Origin of the sequence: Providencia sp. PROV255, from assembly GCF_028478065.1 — a bacterium.
GTDB lineage: Bacteria > Pseudomonadota > Gammaproteobacteria > Enterobacterales > Enterobacteriaceae > Providencia > Providencia rettgeri.
On the sequence record NZ_JAMPMI010000005.1, the window covers coordinates 156,365 to 174,604 of the forward strand.

Genomic DNA, 18,240 nt, shown 5'->3' on the forward strand with positions numbered 1-18,240 from the left:
AATAAAATTCACCAGTTTTATTACAACTATGATGTCGGTAATTTAGGAAGGTGTTGAAGAATATAATCATTTGTATTGCCAATAAAATCGCTTTCATAAGCTTGCAATGAAAGCGTGTAGAGTAGTGTAAAATTTTCTTCTCGAGTTAAATGGGGATTTTCAAATTCAGATAAAGACATTGATTGGAGAGCATCACTAATACAGCCTATCTTAGTAAGCTGTTTGCTATCAATTGTCAGTGCGGGTGGATCTACTTCTTCAATATCAGTAAAGAAATCACCTTGTAACCAGCTCATTTCTCCATCTTTATCTATCCAGCTCCACATATAGGCGAGTTGACTGAAATAACGACCTTCTTGAACATTTAAAACGTGCTTAATCAGTTCAGGGAAAATACGGGGATCATAAAAGCGTAAAATTCCGGTTTGATTTTCCCAATTGAACTCAACCAATGCCTGTAAAAACCTCGCAAGAGTATCGAAAGGTAATAAAGAAATAACCACCAAAATTCGTGATGAATGATAGTGGTGGGCCAAAATTTCTGTTAAGAGAATTACATGTACATCGTTATCCCATTTGAAACGAATCAGTAAAGGGGAATCATCAAGGAAAGCGTCCTCAGGCATACCGGAGAATAGGGAGAACCAATTTATGTCAGTACCTAATGTTCTCAACGCTGGAATTAGTGGGGACTGCATACCCGCTTGGTCAATGATAATATCAATATAAGTATTTTTGGCTTGGGCGCTCATGGCGTGTAATTTTTCTAACCAAGAGTTGGCTAACTCTAGAGACATATTATTTTTCATATTATTCACGGATCATCACTCCTGCTGCATTTTCATGTGCCTTTTGCAAACATTCTTTACAAACAGACTGTGGCAAGTCAGGTAATGGGAAATTTTTAGCCTGAGGGGCATCCCAGACATGCTGACCTTTTAGGCTGATACGGTTTGGACTATGTATTTCTATTTGCCCATCAGGGGAAATGTGGATATACCCACCGCCACTACCTAAAGTTATGCCATTTTTTGCAGTGAGCTGGATATGCCCTTGGGTTGATTGCACTGTGATATCTTTCAGTGCAATCGCATCAAGCTTATCGCCGTGTGATTCTATTTCTAAAGGGCCATTACCCGAGACGAGACGAACTCCTTCTTTTTGCGAGAGCATCGATAATTTTTGACTAGCATTCACACTGACATGCTCGCCACTGGCAATATGCATTTCGCCCATACTTTGAGAATAATGTGCTTGCGCACTTTGCAGCAAAATTGACTGCTCAGTAACCAGCCCAATTCCGTCTGTCGCATGCATTAACGCAGCAGGAGCGGTCAAGTTTTCTGTATTTTTTTGGAGTGCTTTTAAACTGTACTGCTCTGGAGATACGTTTTTATGCTGTTTGGTGATTTCTCCCCAACTGGCCAATTGATTGTTTGCACTTTTTACGAGTGATATTGCAGGGGCCATCGCCAACACATCACCACCAGCTTTATCCTGCTTATCGGTGGTAATAAACAACCCTTTACCCGCGCGAATCGCGCCCCAGCTGTCGGTGCGCAGCTCAAAACCGTCACCGCGTTGTTCGCGTTCGGCATTCACCAAATACCCCAGATTTAACTGGGTTTTTCCACCATATTCGGTGCTGAGCTTAATATGCTCTTGCCCGCGTTTATCCTCCATGCGCAGTTTGTTATTTGCAGGCGTTCGGATCACATTACGGGTGTTATTTTTATCCGTCACGTGGTCGGGGTGGCGGGAGTCATGCAGTGCATGGGCAATATAAGGTCGATCTGGGTCACCCTCATGGAAGGCGATGGCGACTTCAGTCCCTTGAATTAGAGGGAAATGCATCCCATACGTATCGCCAGCGTAAGGTTTTGCCAAACGTACGGGCATACTTTCATAGCCCTTGGTTTTATCATCACGATCCGCGTCGAATTTGACCCAATAAAAACCATGTTCATTTTGGTGGGCATAAATGTCGTGGTCTTTTGCGCTGGTGACGCGTGCCATTAATGTTCCGGCAATGACAGGGCGTGGTTTTAGAGCAGGACGCCAACACAGTGATTCAGTGTATGGCACGGCGTCAAAGCGAACAGTCAGCGCTTTATCTCGGCTGGCGGTAAAGCGTAATCGCGTAATTAAAATCGGTGATTTAAAGACGGCCGGTAAGGTCGAACTGAGCGGGTTATCTTGAATGTTTAATACCAATAATGGCGTCAGGTCTGCCGCGCTACTTTGCCCGCGTAGCAAGGTTTGTCTCGCTAAAAAGCGCTCGTGATCGAGTCTTGCCCAGAAGTTAGCGGTTTCAGTTTCAGGGCGAATTTTATCACCACGGGTGAGGTGGCGGCCTTTGTAATGATACACATCGCCGTAATTAGTTTTCTCCCCATCACCGCGTGTCATATCGGCAACGGTGGATATCAAGGTATCTTCTGCCAGTCGGTGGTTATAGTCTTTGGTAAACACGCTGCTTTCAACCACTTGATGACGTAAAGATAATCCCCAAACACTGTCGACATGGTTATCGCTCAGCCCAGATGGGCTATTCAATGGCAGCGTTTTGTCATACACATAGCCGCGCTGGCTATCGGTAAAGTGAAGTACCTCGGTTTGGGTATCATCTTGTAAACCAAAGCGATAAAAAATCCCCACTTCACTGAGTAAGCGCTCAATAAATTGGCGGTCGCTTTCGTTAATTTGGTTGATTTGTTCGCGTTTTGGGTACGCTTTTTCGAGATGAAACTCGAACTCCCAGCCTTTGAAATTGTGTTCGCGTAAAATTTGTTCAACTACTTGCGGCACAGATTGGTTGATAAAGAAACGGTGGCTGCGAATTTGATGGCGCAGCAGCGCAAAAAAAGGTTCGATAATTAACTGATAGCGCGCTTCATCCGCAGAGCCAGAGAGACGACGAAAATCCGTAACCACCCCATGAACGCGCTTGGCAACACTAGGCTGAGTGGCGAGCCCCATTAGGTTATTTATCGGTGCCGAAAAGGTCAGGCTAGCATTGCGGCGCAGCAGTTGTTGTGGCAAAAGGTCTTGGGCAGAACAAGTAAACGTAATTTGGTAGCGATAGGTGTCGCTTACGGCTTCACGCCCTGTAAAATGTTCAACGTCCAGTAAATCTGAGCAGCCTTGCACTTCTAGGCGATAGCGGTTTTGACCCTGGAGTAAAGCTGTACTGGTATCCATTAAGCTCATGATGTGGCTCCCTAAGTTATTTATCAATGCAATAAACCAATAACGAAAAGATATCGGTTATTTAGCTACTGCGATGATTCGCATTTGTTCGGCGGTATTTCGGTAGGCTTGTTCTTGGCGTTTTTTAATAATTTCGCGGATAAATACGATGATTTTATTGCTAGCAGGTGGAAAACGGCTGTCATCAAAGGGCACTTCTTGGTTGGTTTTTTGGTTGTATAACCGAATCCCATATGTAGGAATATAATAGAACGCGAGCGCTGAAGTCAGCGTTACGGGAATACCCGTTGTTTGTTCTTGAGTGATAATCTTTAGGGATTTATTCCAATGGTCACCAAAGTAAATCATTCGTGATAAAAAGTAGCTGGAAAAGGGCTCTCTCACGCCACTTTCTGAATGCATAAACCAAGCTCGAGAGTCGTGGATATAGTCATCAAATAATGAAATTATTTTGGTTAATTCAGGCTGTTGTATTACGCCATAAAGTTGAGGTGAAATGATATCTGCAAACAGCTTTTGGCTCGCGATTTTGAGCTGCTCATATTCTTCATGTTCAAATTGATTGGTGAGGATAAAGGCGAACTCTTCAACTTTGCCATCAAGGAGCTGTAATAAGTAGGATTGACTTGAAACGGAAATAGGAAAACTATGTTTGGGTAATAATTCACAGTTTGCAGCTGCTCCTATATAGGTTTGTACATCCCGTATGCAATCTGCTTGCGTTCGGCGACGTGAAATATCAATTAAAGGGTCAGGGCGTTGTTTCCCTGCATAGTCAGCAGCAAATTCTAGTGATGCCTCCCATAATTGCCCTCGAGCATTGGTGGCATCAAAGGTTGGCGTTCCTACGTTGGTGGCAACCCAATTTTTTAAATCGGATTGTATCTCTTTTTCCTTTTTCCTTTTGTCCGCTCTTTTTTGAATTTTTTGCTGAGTATCGTGGTACTCCTCCGTCAGTGCATCAACGGCTTGGTGACCGAAGTCTGGTTCAAAAGGCTGTGCAGTAATTTTAGCGTGCTGAGGTGCCTGTTGGAAAAAAGCCTGCTGCGTTAAATTGATGGCCGAATGAGGCTCTGAAGCGTAGCGGCCAATACGCCAAGCGGTGATGAGGATTAACTGATCTTCAATGACGCTTTCAAGGCTCGCAGTGGCAAAGCGCGGTGGCAGAAAACATTGCTCAGCTTGGCGTGGTGGGGTATCTATTGTTTCTGGCAAAGTATGGGCTAGCCAAGAATTGAACTTATCAACGAGATTGGCAGAAAATTCAAATTCGATATATGAGGCATTAGTCATTTTTCTAAAAAGATAAGATTCTTGCCGCTGTTGAGGTAATAATGCAAAGATTTCAGGCGAAATCGCCAATGGAGCACCGGCATCAATGGCAGCAGCATACATATCATGAAGAGCTATTTGGGAGAGTATATCACTAGCGCTATCTCGTGATTTTCCTTGATCGCCTACAGGGTACGCACCTCCCACATCTGAGTGCATACCAGGGTAAATTATTTCATAAGTATTGGGAGGGTAATTTCCTTCAGGAGTTCGAACTGAATCCAAACAAAAGGATTGGCGCTGTTCGTGGGCGGCAGTCATGTGATAACAACATTTAACTAAATCAGATTTTGGTAACTGCTGAGTACCACCAGCCCAACCATTATGCCCTGTCATCATCGGTACTACGTTGGCAATCCCCACAGCAGCGACGGTGTCGTATAACCCTAAAAACTCCACTGAAACGGGAATGCCGTATAAATACCCTCTAACATGTTGTGGGTCTATCTGCTTTGCAGAATGATGAGCGTTACCGAGTAGTCTATCTAACCAATAGACAAAGGTTCTAGCCTCAGCAGATCCGCGGGAAAAGCCATAAACATACAGTTTTAGTGCCACTAGTTTAGGGGTGTGAGTTAATAATTTATCTTTAATTGGTTTAAGTAGCTCAAAAATTCCATATATAGGGTTGTAATGATTAAATGAGGGTAGGCTCGTATCATAGGTACCGTTAGTATAGGTTCCTTCAGCCGTGCGGGTACTGATGTTGTCTAACACACGGCGCCGTTCCGCAATAGTTATCTCAGTTTTAGTCACTTCATAATGTAACGCATTGCAAACATTCATTAATGCCCAACTTACTCGAGCTTCCCCCCCTGTGGCAAAGGTTAGCCCGTTACTGTAATACTCATTAGTGTGGACTTCAGGAAACGGTGTTCCAACGCCAGGTAAATAATAAGCAAAGAAACCATTGTTGATAGCCTCATCATCATTAGGTGCGCTGGCGTGGTACAGTTTAGCCACATTGGAAGGGTGCTTGGCTGCTGTATCATTGTTTTCATTATTATTAGTACCATCAAAAAACAAACTAACATGCACTGTTTTGCAGCACGGGTTACGGTTTTTTTGAGGAAAGTTTTGGCGGTGATCAAGCTCTTTATCTTCAATTTTTCCGATATTGGCTTCGAGTGTTTTTCTAGAGAGAGGCAAACGACCTTGCTTAGGAAATAGAGGCGGAGCCCAGCAAGGATCTCCATGAGTAACCTGCTTTCTAGCAATTATGCTTTTAGCACCACTAATTAAAGCGATCAGTTTGAGGTTTGTGATGGACATTCAGCGGGTTCCTCCATTTGATTCGGTTCTTTTATTGGGTAATCCGGATGACGAGTGGCTAAACAGGACAAAGTGACTTTCACTTCTTGGCAGGGCAGAAAATGGACTTTGACATCGCAGGCCTCATCATACTGCGGAACCGGAACGACTTTGCTGTAATGGCGATAATTGGCCTCATGTTGTTTAACAAAATCGCTAAATTCTTTTGTTCCCATAGGGGGAGAGCTAACGTAGGCATTGGGGTCAACTTCCCATTCCACTAATACGGTCTGGTCTGGCGTCCATTTTTCTGGCACCATGATGCAGCAGGATGCAGTTGCCCCGCGACCTCGGGCGCCATTGACTTTATACCAGTTAACGGCAGTGTCTTTCACATGGTTAAAGCCCCAAATATTGGCGGGCAACATGTTGGTTTTTTTCTCCGGTGAGCAGGCGGTTAAGGCCAGTATCACCATTAAAACGGTACCGATAAGGGCTATTTTTTTCATACTAACCTCATTGAGGAAGTGGCGTGGTCACGTTGGTTGGGCATTCGGCAGGCTCCTCCATATGATTCGGTTCTTTTATTGGGTAGTCAGGGTGACGAGTAGCCAAACAAGACAAGGTGATTTTTACCTCTTGGCAAGGTAAAAAATGCACATGTACATCACAGGCGTCATCATATTGGGGGATGGGCACTTCCTTGCGGTAGCGGCGGTAATTGGCTTTATGTTTTTCCATATAGGCTTCAAATTTAGGGTCAGTCACACCCGGAGAATCAGTTGGATAAGGATTTGGGTCTACCTCCCATTCCACGACCACAGTTTGGTTAGGCGTCCATTTTTCCGGCACCATTACACAGCAGGCACCCGTTGCGCCTCGCCCATAGGCACCATTCACTGTATACCAATTAACCGCTGTGTCTTTGACATGGTTAAAACCCCAAATATTGGCAGGTAGCATTTTTGTTTTCTTCTCGGGAAAACAGCCCATTATGCTGAATAGGGCAATGCAAAGTACACTGGTGACTAAGGTTTTTTTCATTGGAACCCTTTGAGATTAAGAGTATTTAGTCAACACGGTTAATATCTTCAAACGTTAGGATTATTCCATCTTCTTCGCTATACCCCAAAGTCAGGCTTTGTGCTTGCTGGTGGTTGGCTTGGCGCATGAGTAATTGTTGGCTAAGTACTGGCAAAATTTGTTGGTTAAGCAGGCTGTCTATATTACGGGCGCCGGTGTCAGGTAATAAACAGGCGCTCACGAGGGTGTCATACAGCGCTTCTTCGATAATACCCTCAAGCTTGTAGTGGGTGTAGAGACGCTTAATGACGCTACCCAGTTTCATTTCAACAATTTGGCGCAGTGCCACAGGGCCTAATGGGCGATAAATTAGGGTTTGGAAGCGGGCAAGTAATGCAGGTTGGAAGTGGTCACGCAAGGTTGGGCGCAGCAGTTCTTGTAACTCGCCGTCGGTCGACTCAGGGAATTCTTCGAGTTGTTGCATGATCAAGTCACTGCCCAAGTTGGCTGTCATTAAGATCACGGTATTGCGAAAATCAATTTCACGGCCTTCGCCATCGCGCATGAAACCACGGTCAAAGACTTGATAAAACAGGTTAAGTACATCACGGTGGGCTTTTTCCACTTCATCGAGTAATACGACGCTATAAGGACGCTTGCGAACAGCTTCCGTTAAAATCCCGCCTTGACCATAACCCACATAACCTGGAGGCGAGCCTTTTAATTGGCTGACGGTATGGGCTTCTTGATACTCAGACATGTTGATAGTAATTAAGGATTTTTCGCCACCAAATAGGACATCTGCCAAGGCTAAGGCAGTTTCGGTTTTCCCTACACCACTCGGGCCAACCAGTAAAAATACCCCTTGCGGGCCATTTTCTGAAGCGAGTCCTGTACGCGCCGCACGTAACCGTTGTCCAAGCGCCAATAATGGATTTTCTTGACCCACGACACGCTTGCTAAGCGAATCTTCTAACTCAAGTAGCTCGGTTTGTTCATCTTTTAAGAGGCTGGATAATGGCACGCCTGTCCAATCCGCGATGACGGTGGCAACGGTTCTGACATCCACATCCGGAGTGATCAGCGGTTCATTTTGTTGTACGAGTTCTAACTGTGATTGGATATTGCTGACATCTTGGGATTGACGGCGTTGTTCTAAGAGCTCACTGATAAGATTTTTTTCTTGCTCAAAACGCTGTTCTAACTCAGTCAGCTGTAGGGCGATTTGCGCATCTTGAGTGACTAATTCGCTCAGCAGGGATTGGTTGGTGGTGTTGCCAATGGCTAAGTCATCAAGGATCGCTTGCTGCTCAAGTTCTAAGGCATTACGCTTGGCTTTTAAACGCGTCAGTTCTTCAGGGAGTGTATCGAGGCTCATGCGGATACGAGCGCTGGCGGTATCGAGTAAATCCACAGCTTTATCGGGGAGTTGGCGACCAGTTAAGTAACGGCGAGATAAGGTGACAGCGGCTTTGACCGCATCATCGGTAATGTGAACACCGTGATATTTTGCATAGCGAGGTTTTAATCCACGCAGCATTAAACAGGCTTTTTCATCATCGGGCTCATCGACTTTGACCACTTGGAAGCGGCGTTCTAAAGCGGCGTCACGCTCGAAATATTGCTTATATTCAGACCAAGTGGTTGCGGCAATCGTGCGTAATTCACCACGGGCAAGAGCGGGTTTGAGCAAGTTAGCGGCATCCGCGCCACCCGCTTGGTTGCCTGCGCCAATGATGGTATGAGCTTCATCAATAAACAGTAAAATCGGAGTCGGGGATTGTTGTACGGCTTCAATCACATTTTTTAGGCGCTGTTCAAATTCGCCTTTTACGCCAGCTCCCGCTTGCAGTAGCCCTAAATCTAATGTGCGTAATGATGTGGTTTGCAGGCTGACAGGAACGTTGCCTTCAACGATGCGTAGAGCTAAACCTTCTACTAAGGCGGTTTTACCCACCCCCGGTTCGCCCACGAGAATGGGGTTGTTTTTGCGACGGCGGGAGAGGATATCCACCATTTGGCGAATTTCGTCATCACGTCCAAAGACAGGGTCAATCGCGCCTTCGCGTGCTTTATCGGTGACATCCACCGTAAATTTATTCAGCACTGCCAGTAAGGCATCGTTCAGTGTGTTACCGATGACATTCGGTGCTGGAGTTTCGTTTGTTGATTGCGTTTCAAGTGGCGCTTCTGCCGGTAAAGATTGATTATGTACCGCAAGTTGCTGCACTTCAGGGCGCTCATCGGATTGCGCATCAAGCATCGGTCTTAAGCGTTGTAATTGTGTGATGCTTAAGGTCATTAATGGCCAAAGGGCGTCGTTCGGAACTAAAGAGGGTTGCTTCACAATCGCCGCAAGAATATGGACGCTGCGAATGTGCTCGATATCTTCATCCAATGAGGCTATCACCCAAGCGTTTTGAATTAAGTTGAGGAGTGATTTTGAGAGGGAGGGGCGGCTATGGATAGAGCGCGGTAAGCTATCGATTTTAGCCAATAAGCTCTGCCAAAGGGCTGACATATCCCATTCATAGCGGCGAGCTAACACCGTGATATCGCTTTCCCCTATTTCCAATAATTTGAGCAACCAATGTTCAATGGTAATTTCCGCATGCGCTCGTGTCTGGCAGAGTGAAGCTGCCGCTTCTAATGCGCTGGCACAGTAAGGGTTTAGGCGACGTAATAGCATCACGGATGAATTGTCCATATTCTCTCTCTTGTATTGGGGGGAAAATGGTTAGAGACAGCAAGGAACGCTACCGCCCCTAACCGTTAACCGAGGTTCATTAGGTATCAAGATAAATTGTGTGTTGTGTGTCATCGGCGTACGAATACGTACAAAAAAGCAGACGCCGAAACGCCTGCTTGTCTTAATTAAGCGGTAGCACGCTCATTCCACGAGTCGGAATGAATGATGTTGCCGTCTTTGTATGTCCAAGTGATTTTTTCATAGCGCAGCTCAATCTCTTCGAGATGGTTGTGCTTCTCTTTATTAGGGTCTTTAATGTCGTGCATTTTTGGCGCGACTTTGACCACTTTGACGTTTTCGAGCTTGGTATTGAAATATTCGACTTCTTGTCCTGCATCATCAATGCGGTACCATTTGAATTCGGCTTCTTTCAAGGTTTGGCCAGTCGTTACCGCTTTGTACAAATAAGGGCTTGATGCATCAATTTCTTTCACGAAAATAAACGGGGTATGAATACGTGTACCCGTTAACTTACCGGTATTGTTATCGGTTGGGATGTACAGGTTATGGTCTTGTGCGACCACTTCAATACTGCCTTCACGGTCTTGTACATTAACAGAGCCCTTGATATCTGCGCCGCCGTCATCTTTTAGCCATAAATAAACAGGAATAGCCATTGTTACTTCTCCTTTCGGGTCGAATGTGTGTCATCGTCCATCGGTGACACGGTTTGATTATCTGTCTCTTGGCAAGCATCTGCCTGAGGGATGAGTCGTATTTCAACGCGCCGATTCTTCGCTCGGCCTTCAGCGGTTTGATTATCGGCAACAGGGTTATTCTGGCCATCTCCTCGAACGGCAAAACAGGCTGGACTGATATCACTGGTCTTTATCATCCAATCTCTGACCGATTCGGCGCGTTTCAGGGATAGTGTTTGGTTGAGTGCTGGGTTTCCGGTGTTATCGGTATAGCCTGAGACGACAATCAACCAACCGGGTTTCGCTTTAATATTGAGTAAGGCGTCGACCAAAACCTTGGTGGCACCTGCTTTTAGCGACGATTGTCCCACATCGAATAGCGATAAGCTGTCAAGGCTGACTATTTCGGGGGCATTTTGAACAATGATAGGCGCAGGAGGCGGTGGGGGCGCCCAACCATTTAATAGTGTGTGCAAGTAGGGTAATATTCTCGCTCCTTGATATAACGCTAAAGAATGAGAGGTTGGGACTCCTTCGCGTTCCCAGCGCGCTAATTGAGCTGCATCATCTTGCAGTTGCTGGTAAGCAGTCTGTTTTGGTGCAAGTGGTGTATCTGACAGTTGCGAAAAACGCGCAATATCTTCACCAATATGACGAATGAGTTGCTGATTATGGTAGTAACTTCCGATTAATGTGCCTATTAAGAAAACACCAAAAATAATTCCGATAGCGCCGAGGGTTCTTTCTGTACGGCTTAAGCTAATATCATGGTGTAAGCGACGCAACATTACATCGGGCAAAGGTAGCAAATCAGTAGTTTGAATTGATGAATATAGAGGCAGCATGGTTTTTTCTTGAATAAATTGCTGCCATAAATTGTTTGGTTGGCTAGTGATATCAATCCACTGAATAGCCCATGCTGAAGGGATTTGTTTCGGTGCTCCAGCTTGAGGTAGTATGAATTGAGGAACTAAAACTTGGTTTAGCCAGCTTTGTAAGGTATCTAGCCATAGAGAAAATTGCAGGCTTTGTTCTGACTGACCGATATGCGTGGGTAGCCACACAGAGTAAGGGACTGACATTGTACCTTCTTGCTCCACCTGAAATTCAGTTTGGTGGCTGAGTAACGTCATCCAAGGGGTATGTTCATCATCAACATGCATAGCGGTATCAGCGTAATGAGGTTTAGAAAGGTATACCGTTACCCAAAATGGCAATTTAGCACCGATTTTTTGACGACCTTCCCCAATAGCTCGACGCCAATTGAGTAGCGCTTGTGTTAGGGTTTCTTGTTGTGTCAGTTGCTCGGGTAATACAACGTATAGTAAGGATAAGTGCCCAGATAGCGATGGGGCATATTCCACCAATGCGGCAATCAATTTAACGAGCTCAGTGGGCGCGGATACACGAATATACCAACCTTGATTTGTTTCTCTGTGTAATTGGGCATCCAGAAATAGCGCTTGAGATTGACCACAAACTAAAATGACAGGCCCCTGATAATTATCAGCAGGAAATGCACCTGTATAATCATGTTCAGTGGATAACACTTGGCGTCGTTGTTTATATTGCCAAAACAACATTCCACCCGTCAGTACTAAGACGAAGACGGAAACAAAAATGGAGACACTTTGCCCTAGAGACCAAAACCCCCAAAGTAGCCACAAGAAAAGTCCCGTAGCAAAAAGCGTCAGACACGGTTTGATTGGATTTTGCATGCCTATCCTTGTGTCATCCACTGTTGTAGTAAATGTTCTAGCGAAGCACTGAACCCCCACCACATGGCGGCGAGTATGAGAATGCCGCCTATCCAACCAAACCAGTAAAGTCTGCGACGGCTAAACCGTAATTTAGGTTTTACGACGAGAGGTAATTCTGAAGTGACCAGATAGTCCGGAAGTTGAACATTGAGTTGAGCGACGATCCGCTCACGTTCTGGCGCTTCTTTTTGACGAAACTTACCGACAAACCCGAGGGTAAGCACACGATGAAAACAGAGCAAAACGTCAGGATTCGGGGCGGTTTCGTTTAAAATGCTGCGTAGGCGATCCCAAAGTTTGTCTCCCGCTTCTAATGTATTGAAGTAGCGGGCTTGCAAAGGAGATTGGATCCAAGTGTTGTACCCATCATCTTGGTGCTGGCGATTCATCACGCTTTCATCAATTAGCGCACATTGGGCATATTGCATATGTTCAATGGCGGATTCAGGGTAGCCATGTTCGAGTAATTTTTGGCGTGTTTCATCAATGAGTTGGCAAACACGACGATAAAAACTATCCCCTTGAGTGATGGCAGTGCCTTGATGTAATTGGCAAACCATCAGCCAAGTTTGAGCGAAGATCATGTCGATAGTATGGTGCGATGTTGTATTGTTCATGAGCGAAGTACCGCAAACAGCTCTAATTGAATGTCACCTAACGTGCTTGGAACATAGAACGCACACTGCCCAGAAGAGAGCATGGCTTGACCCGCAGGTGTTTCAATATCTAGCGCAAAATATTGATTTTCTAAGCGAAGAGGAACCGCCGTTGGGACATGACTGAGCGGTTTCAATGGAATACCATTGAGTGCCACATTAACGACGTCAGCCACATCATCACTACTACCCGCTTTGCAAAGGAGTGGAAATTGAGCGATTAATAAGTGAGCCGGTAATGATGAGCGAACCGATAAGTAAAAATCGGCTTCTTCACGTAATCGACCGTCATGGAGTTGACCTTTCCAGAATGGACCTTCTTTTACTAATTCAATACTGATAACACGCGAAGGTAAGCTGGCTTCAAGTAGCGTATTTAATAAAGAAAAAAGCGGTGGAAAAACCTGCTCAGGCTGCTCATGTTTGTATAGTGGTATATCTTCCAATTTATGTTCTAAAGAGAAGGTTAATAAGCTCCCTGCTAAACGAGCAAGTTCTCGGTAGAGTAATTCAGGATGACGATGTAATGCAGACCCGAGTTCATTGAGTACGGGTTCAGCGCTGTTTAGTGAATTCAATAGCCAAAATAATGAGACATCAGCAACCACAAAGTCGGCCATTTTTTCATTACTTTCGCGACGTAGCGCCATTAAACGGCGGCGTTTAGCTACTAATCTATGCATAAACTCCGAGAGTAATGAACGTAATTCAAGGCTACCCTGACAAGCAAGCAAGGGGGGAATAAAACGGTTGTCGAATTCCCACATCCCTTGAGCGTTGCGGATAAGCCGTGCAACCGGACAGGTCATATAGGCTTCATTCTCATCATGGGCAAAACGTAGCGTTGCCACATGACGCAATACGGCAATATCCGTTTCCTCATGTCCGAGCAGATCTTGAACTTTAACCCACTCTTGACTAAATCGACGAGGGCGATCGGTACCCGCTTCAGAGGCTAAGTTGCCACCATTTGCTAGCATTAAAGGTAATGCTAAAACGATGTCTAACGACTGGCGGTCTGCGTAGTCAGCAAGGGATAACACAGGAGGAAGCGCATCAGCTAGAGTGGTATCAATAAGTGTGCCATCATGGAAACGCACAACCATTTTTTGTGCGCTAACGCGAGATAAGGTTAAAGCACTGGCATCAAATTCCGCGCTAATCACCCCCCACGTTGAGGCAATGCCCATTTGAGCAACGACTTCAGCGACATGGCTGTCCCAACGGGCTTGTTGTTGAAATTGCTGAGGGGCCAAAAAGGCCCCGTCTGTCCATAGGGGACGGTAGATTTTCATCCTGAATGACCTTTATGAACCGTTAGGCTTTGGCTTTAGGCATTTGTGAAACTAACGATAAATCAACATCCATACCTTCGACTTGGAAGTGTGGGACGGCATACAGTTTCACGCGGAAGAAGCCAGGGTTATCTTCAATATCTTCGACAACCACTTTTGCATCGCGTAAAGGATGAGAGGCTTGTAAATCATCCCCCGGATCGGTCATTTCAGTCACTAAACCACGCACCCAGTTGTTGAGTTCTAATTCAAGGAGGCGTCTATCTTTGGTGGTACCAATGTTTTCGCGTTGAATAAGCTTCAAGTAATGGGCGATACGAGACAGTAAGAAAATATACGGTAAGCGGGCGTTGATACGGCTGTTTGCAGTTGCGTCAGCGGTGTCATACAGTGCTGGTTTCTGGGCTGAGTTGGCAGAAAAGAAACAGGAGTAATCACGGTTTTTGTAGTAAGACAGCGGGATAAAACCAAGGTTCGCAAACTCAAACTCGCGGGTTTCTGGGATCATCACCTCAGATGGGATTTTGACCTGACTACCTGTTCCTAAATCAAATAAATGAATAGGTAAATCTTTCACTGCGCCACCTGCCTGCGGGCCACGAATTTGCACACACCAGCCATTATTGATAAAGCTTTTTACCATATTGGCAGCAAAGGCAAATGTGGCATTCGTCCACAAATATTTCTCGTGATCTGGCCCTTTTACTTCTTCGACGTAATTGAAGCTACGAACAGGTACAGTATCTGGACCATAAGGTAGGCGACCCAATACACGCGGCATGGTTAAACCAATATAACGGGCATCATCCGAGTCACGGAAGGCTTTCCATTTGATGTATTCAGCACGGTCAAAGTAGTTACCAATATCTTTGATTGCAGCCACTTCTTCCATGGTTTCTTTGCCAAAGAATTTTGGTCCAACAGAGCCAATAAATGGCATATGGGCAGATGCGGAGACTTTAGAGATACTACGTAATAAGGCGATATCTTGAGGGCTGCGATCAAATTCATAGTTAGAAATCATCGCTGCAATAGGCTCACCACCTGGAGTGTCATATTCCGCAATGTAGGTATGGTGGTAAAGGCCACTTTGGATAATTTCCGGGCTATCTTCGAAATCTTGGCGTAGGTCATCTTTGGCGATATCCAGTAGCTCAATTTTGACGTTTTGACGAAAGTCAGTGCGATCAACGAGGAATTTTAAACCACGCCAAGTAGATTCAACTTTTTGGAAGTCTTGATGGTGCATCACTTCGTCAAGTTGTTGACTAATTTGCTTATCAAGTTCAGCAATATGATGATCAAGTAAGTTGCGGTCTAAACGTTCCACTTTTTGACCGGATGATTTTAAACGGTCTAAAAAGACTTGAACAGCAACCGTGACCCGTTCATCCGCAGTTGCATCCGCTAGTGCAGCATTATCTTGGAATTCATTAATATCACTGATTGTAGCAACAGGGGTTAAATTAATTTTTTCAAATAAAGAAGCATAAACACCATGATTAGACGTATCATCAAGTACAGTCGTTGCACCTTGGGTTGATTCAGTTTTTACAGACATCAGCATAATCCTTTAGTAATCCAAATTAATCTTTCTTCGGTGCAAGTTGGGCTAGCTCTTCGCGCAGTTCATCACTGAGTGTTGGATCCTTAAGGATATTTTCCAATTCACGGCGAAATGTGGCGTTATCGAGGAGATTAGATTTTAGGTCGCGTAACAGATTACGCATGGCTAACATTGCGCGCAGTTGTGGGATTTGACGAGCCACTTGCTCGGGTTCAAAGTCCGCCATGTTTTTAAACGTTAATGCGATACTTTCTTCACTTCCATCCCCTGCTAAGGTGTTTTTAACAGTTAGATTGACTGACGGTGAGAATTCATTGAGGACGCTGTCAAAGTTATTTTTATTGATATTTACTTTTTCACGTTCAGATAGCGCACGATCATCTTGCCCATGACTATAATCACCAACCGCTAACAGCTTCAGGGGTAACTCGACTTTTTTCTGAGCCCCCCCCGTGTGCAGATCTAATTTAATATTAACCCGCGCTTTAGGGACTTCATTTTGAAAGCTATCTGACATGAGTGAATTTCCTTGAATTTTAACAGGTATATTTCTTGGTTATTGTTAAATGGTTACAATTGAATTTGATATATTTAACTTATGTAGTTATTTTATTTATATCTTCACTAAATGAATAAATCAACTTTTCTTATCAATAAGTGTGAGTGCAAATTAATGTATTTTTTTGAGTTATCTTAGTTTTGTAATTTTAAAAACCAATAATATCAACATCTAATGACTTTATTTTCTTATTGTTATGATTTTTCTGTGTCAACAAAACCTTTTTGTAACACTTTATTTCAAGTTGTTACAGAGTGATTCATAAGAATATTTACTCGTTTATTGTGTAGGGACCCTGATTTTGAAATAGGAAATTACTTTATGAAAAGGAATTGATGAACCCTATGAAAAATCATCGTTTTTAATGGTCTTTGAAAGAAATGTGTGACATCGGGCATTATTACGACCGCAGTAAAAAAGGGATATTGCAAAACAGCCACGGCCATTTGAATACAAACGCAAAAATTGGGTTGTCATCAATCTAAAAAGCTATTTTGGTGTGAGGATGAAAAGGTAAATACATCAAGCTTGCGGAAAGCTTTAAAAGAAGGATATAAAGAGATTTAATTGATTAGAAAGGATTTTTATTGAGTCAGGTAGACTTCGGGAGAGTTAGGCATGGTGTCCCCTGCAGGAATCGACTAGTTAATTCAATGTGTTGATTTTTAATAAATATTATTTTCTTTCTTTATTTCCTATACACATTGTTATACATAAACTTTTTGCTATAGAACCTCAATTTCAGGAATTTGTTTTAGAGTAAATATTACACAAATAATGTGTGGTTTATTTTGAGTATTTTCCTGAAATTTAAATGTGTTAAATTTCAATGCATTATAATTTGATTGCGTAAATTTACAAATAATTAAAATTCTTTACAAAAGAGGGTTGTTTAACCGTTTGTTAAATTCGCAATTTTATATTGGGAACGATTAGTTATGAATGATAATGACTAGTAATACTGATAACTATTTGTTGCTATTTGAGTTGTTCAAAAATTAGACATAGATAATAATTCTAAAAATCATGCCTTAGCCTCTCTCTTTACCATTCTTAATGTCTGTGTAAATATAAAGACATCCAACGACATCTAGTAACATCTAATAAGATTCAAAAACAGAATTTAATTATAAGGGAATAACTATGAGCTTATTACCTTTGGGGGAACTTAACACCGAAAATAGGTTGTTAAGGCTACCAGAAGTAACTTTATTAACAGGTCTACCAACTTCCACAATTTATTTAAAAATGAAATCGAACGATTTTCCTAAGCAAATGAAAATAGGGTCACGTTCTGTTGCATGGCTAGAGTCTGAAATAAATGAATGGATAATCAATAATGCAAGGAGAAGAGAATGACAGAAAATATATCTTTCTATAAAGATGAGTCATTAAGTTTTGTTTTAAATTATAAAGCAATCCCATTTGAAGCTAACGGTAAAGATACAGGGTTTATTATTCGTGCTATAGAAATAAATCATCTATTTATGTTAAGAAATAAGGTTAACGCATTAGGTGAAATCATAGGGTTTAGCTTTGATAATTCAATGCCAACTGCAAAAGAAGTGAAGCTGCTCATTGATAAAGGTAATCAACTGTTAGAAAAATATATAGCAGATTGTAATGTACAGGTTCAGAAACTAGAAGATGCAGAAACCTACTTGGAAAATTTAAGTGAAGGGCGACTGAGAAAGCCAAATAACTATAGAACTGCGCATGCATGGGCATCAGACTCCTACGATAACGTTGAAAGAGCGAGAGAATGCTTAGGAAATGCTCAGAACAAGTTAAATAAGATAAGTGGGGTATATGGACTGTTAAGGCCAGTGGTTGAACAGTTACTAAAAGAAAACGTAACTGGTTATAAATCGGAGTTTTTAATTTCAATACCGAACGAGAAAATAACTACTCATTCATTAAGGTCTAATATGAATTGGGCTTATTCAAATGAATGTAATTTAATATTAGATGAATGTGATAACTTAAAAAACCACATAAATAAAATCGTTGGTGATTGCCATCTATCAACTGATAAATATGTGAGAAGAAACACCTCTGATAATCAAATAAATTATTATAAAGAGTATTATGGTATTAATAATAAGTCAGTGAATACAGTGTTAACTGCTGATGAATATGTTTCTAAAATGGTTTCTATTCAAAAAAGAATTAAAAATAAATTAGATCTAATGTAATAAAT

14 protein-coding genes are annotated in these 18,240 nt (G+C 43.2%); 2 read left to right on the forward strand and 12 right to left on the reverse strand.

Translation table 11 applies throughout. The features are described from left to right. Window positions 1–26: 26 nt before the first annotated feature. The 12 genes from PR725_RS04455 to tssB all read right to left on the reverse strand — a co-directional run bounded on the left by PR725_RS04455 (window position 27) and on the right by tssB (window position 15,998). Window positions 27–809 carry a DUF4123 domain-containing protein gene (locus PR725_RS04455; protein WP_258922523.1) on the reverse strand — a complete coding sequence of 261 codons (783 nt, stop codon included), beginning with the start codon at window positions 807–809 and terminating at the stop codon, window positions 27–29. A 1-nt stretch (window position 810) separates the two neighbouring features. Beyond that, the gene (locus PR725_RS04460; RefSeq protein ID WP_117162408.1) at window positions 811–3,210 is read right to left on the reverse strand and encodes a type VI secretion system Vgr family protein; all 2,400 of its coding nucleotides are present in this window, start codon (window positions 3,208–3,210) and stop codon (window positions 811–813) included. Between the two features lie 57 nt (window positions 3,211–3,267). Then, window positions 3,268–5,814, reverse strand: a complete 2,547-nt coding sequence (locus PR725_RS04465; RefSeq protein ID WP_272567771.1) for a T6SS phospholipase effector Tle1-like catalytic domain-containing protein — start codon at window positions 5,812–5,814, stop codon at window positions 3,268–3,270. After that, a complete protein-coding gene (locus tag PR725_RS04470; protein WP_117162406.1) occupies window positions 5,790–6,302 on the reverse strand; it encodes a DUF3304 domain-containing protein in 513 nt (170 codons plus the stop codon). Before PR725_RS04470 ends, PR725_RS04465 begins: the two co-directional genes overlap by 25 nt. A gap of 7 nt (window positions 6,303–6,309) precedes the next feature. Then, a complete protein-coding gene (locus PR725_RS04475; protein ID WP_117162405.1) occupies window positions 6,310–6,837 on the reverse strand; it encodes a DUF3304 domain-containing protein in 528 nt (175 codons plus the stop codon). Between the two features lie 25 nt (window positions 6,838–6,862). Beyond that, entirely contained in the window at window positions 6,863–9,523 is a 2,661-nt protein-coding gene (tssH, locus tag PR725_RS04480) for a type VI secretion system ATPase TssH (RefSeq protein WP_117162404.1), read from the reverse strand. 167 nt (window positions 9,524–9,690) lie between these two features. Next, window positions 9,691–10,182, reverse strand: a complete 492-nt coding sequence (locus PR725_RS04485; protein ID WP_004912469.1) for an Hcp family type VI secretion system effector — start codon at window positions 10,180–10,182, stop codon at window positions 9,691–9,693. A gap of 2 nt (window positions 10,183–10,184) precedes the next feature. Next, window positions 10,185–11,921 carry an OmpA family protein gene (locus PR725_RS04490; RefSeq protein WP_272567777.1) on the reverse strand — a complete coding sequence of 579 codons (1,737 nt, stop codon included), beginning with the start codon at window positions 11,919–11,921 and terminating at the stop codon, window positions 10,185–10,187. A gap of 2 nt (window positions 11,922–11,923) precedes the next feature. Next, window positions 11,924–12,580: a type VI secretion system protein TssL, short form gene (tssL, locus tag PR725_RS04495; protein ID WP_004912460.1), complete on the reverse strand. Its 657-nt coding sequence runs from the start codon at window positions 12,578–12,580 to the stop codon at window positions 11,924–11,926. Beyond that, entirely contained in the window at window positions 12,577–13,914 is a 1,338-nt protein-coding gene (gene tssK, locus PR725_RS04500; RefSeq protein ID WP_004912456.1) for a type VI secretion system baseplate subunit TssK, read from the reverse strand. The genes tssL and tssK overlap by 4 nt, the downstream gene beginning before the upstream one ends. A 22-nt stretch (window positions 13,915–13,936) precedes the next feature. Next, entirely contained in the window at window positions 13,937–15,481 is a 1,545-nt protein-coding gene (gene tssC, locus PR725_RS04505; RefSeq protein WP_115167003.1) for a type VI secretion system contractile sheath large subunit, read from the reverse strand. A gap of 19 nt (window positions 15,482–15,500) precedes the next feature. Continuing rightward, window positions 15,501–15,998: a type VI secretion system contractile sheath small subunit gene (gene tssB, locus PR725_RS04510; protein ID WP_110732011.1), complete on the reverse strand. Its 498-nt coding sequence runs from the start codon at window positions 15,996–15,998 to the stop codon at window positions 15,501–15,503. A 1,185-nt stretch (window positions 15,999–17,183) separates the two neighbouring features. Between tssB and PR725_RS04515 the strand changes: the two genes are divergently transcribed. Both PR725_RS04515 and PR725_RS04520 read left to right on the forward strand, forming a co-directional pair. Further along, on the forward strand, window positions 17,184–17,399 hold the full coding sequence (locus tag PR725_RS04515; protein ID WP_272567785.1) for an AlpA family transcriptional regulator: 216 nt from the start codon (window positions 17,184–17,186) through the stop codon (window positions 17,397–17,399). After that, window positions 17,396–18,235 carry a hypothetical protein gene (locus PR725_RS04520; protein ID WP_272567787.1) on the forward strand — a complete coding sequence of 280 codons (840 nt, stop codon included), beginning with the start codon at window positions 17,396–17,398 and terminating at the stop codon, window positions 18,233–18,235. The genes PR725_RS04515 and PR725_RS04520 overlap by 4 nt, the downstream gene beginning before the upstream one ends. Window positions 18,236–18,240: the final 5 nt, after the last annotated feature.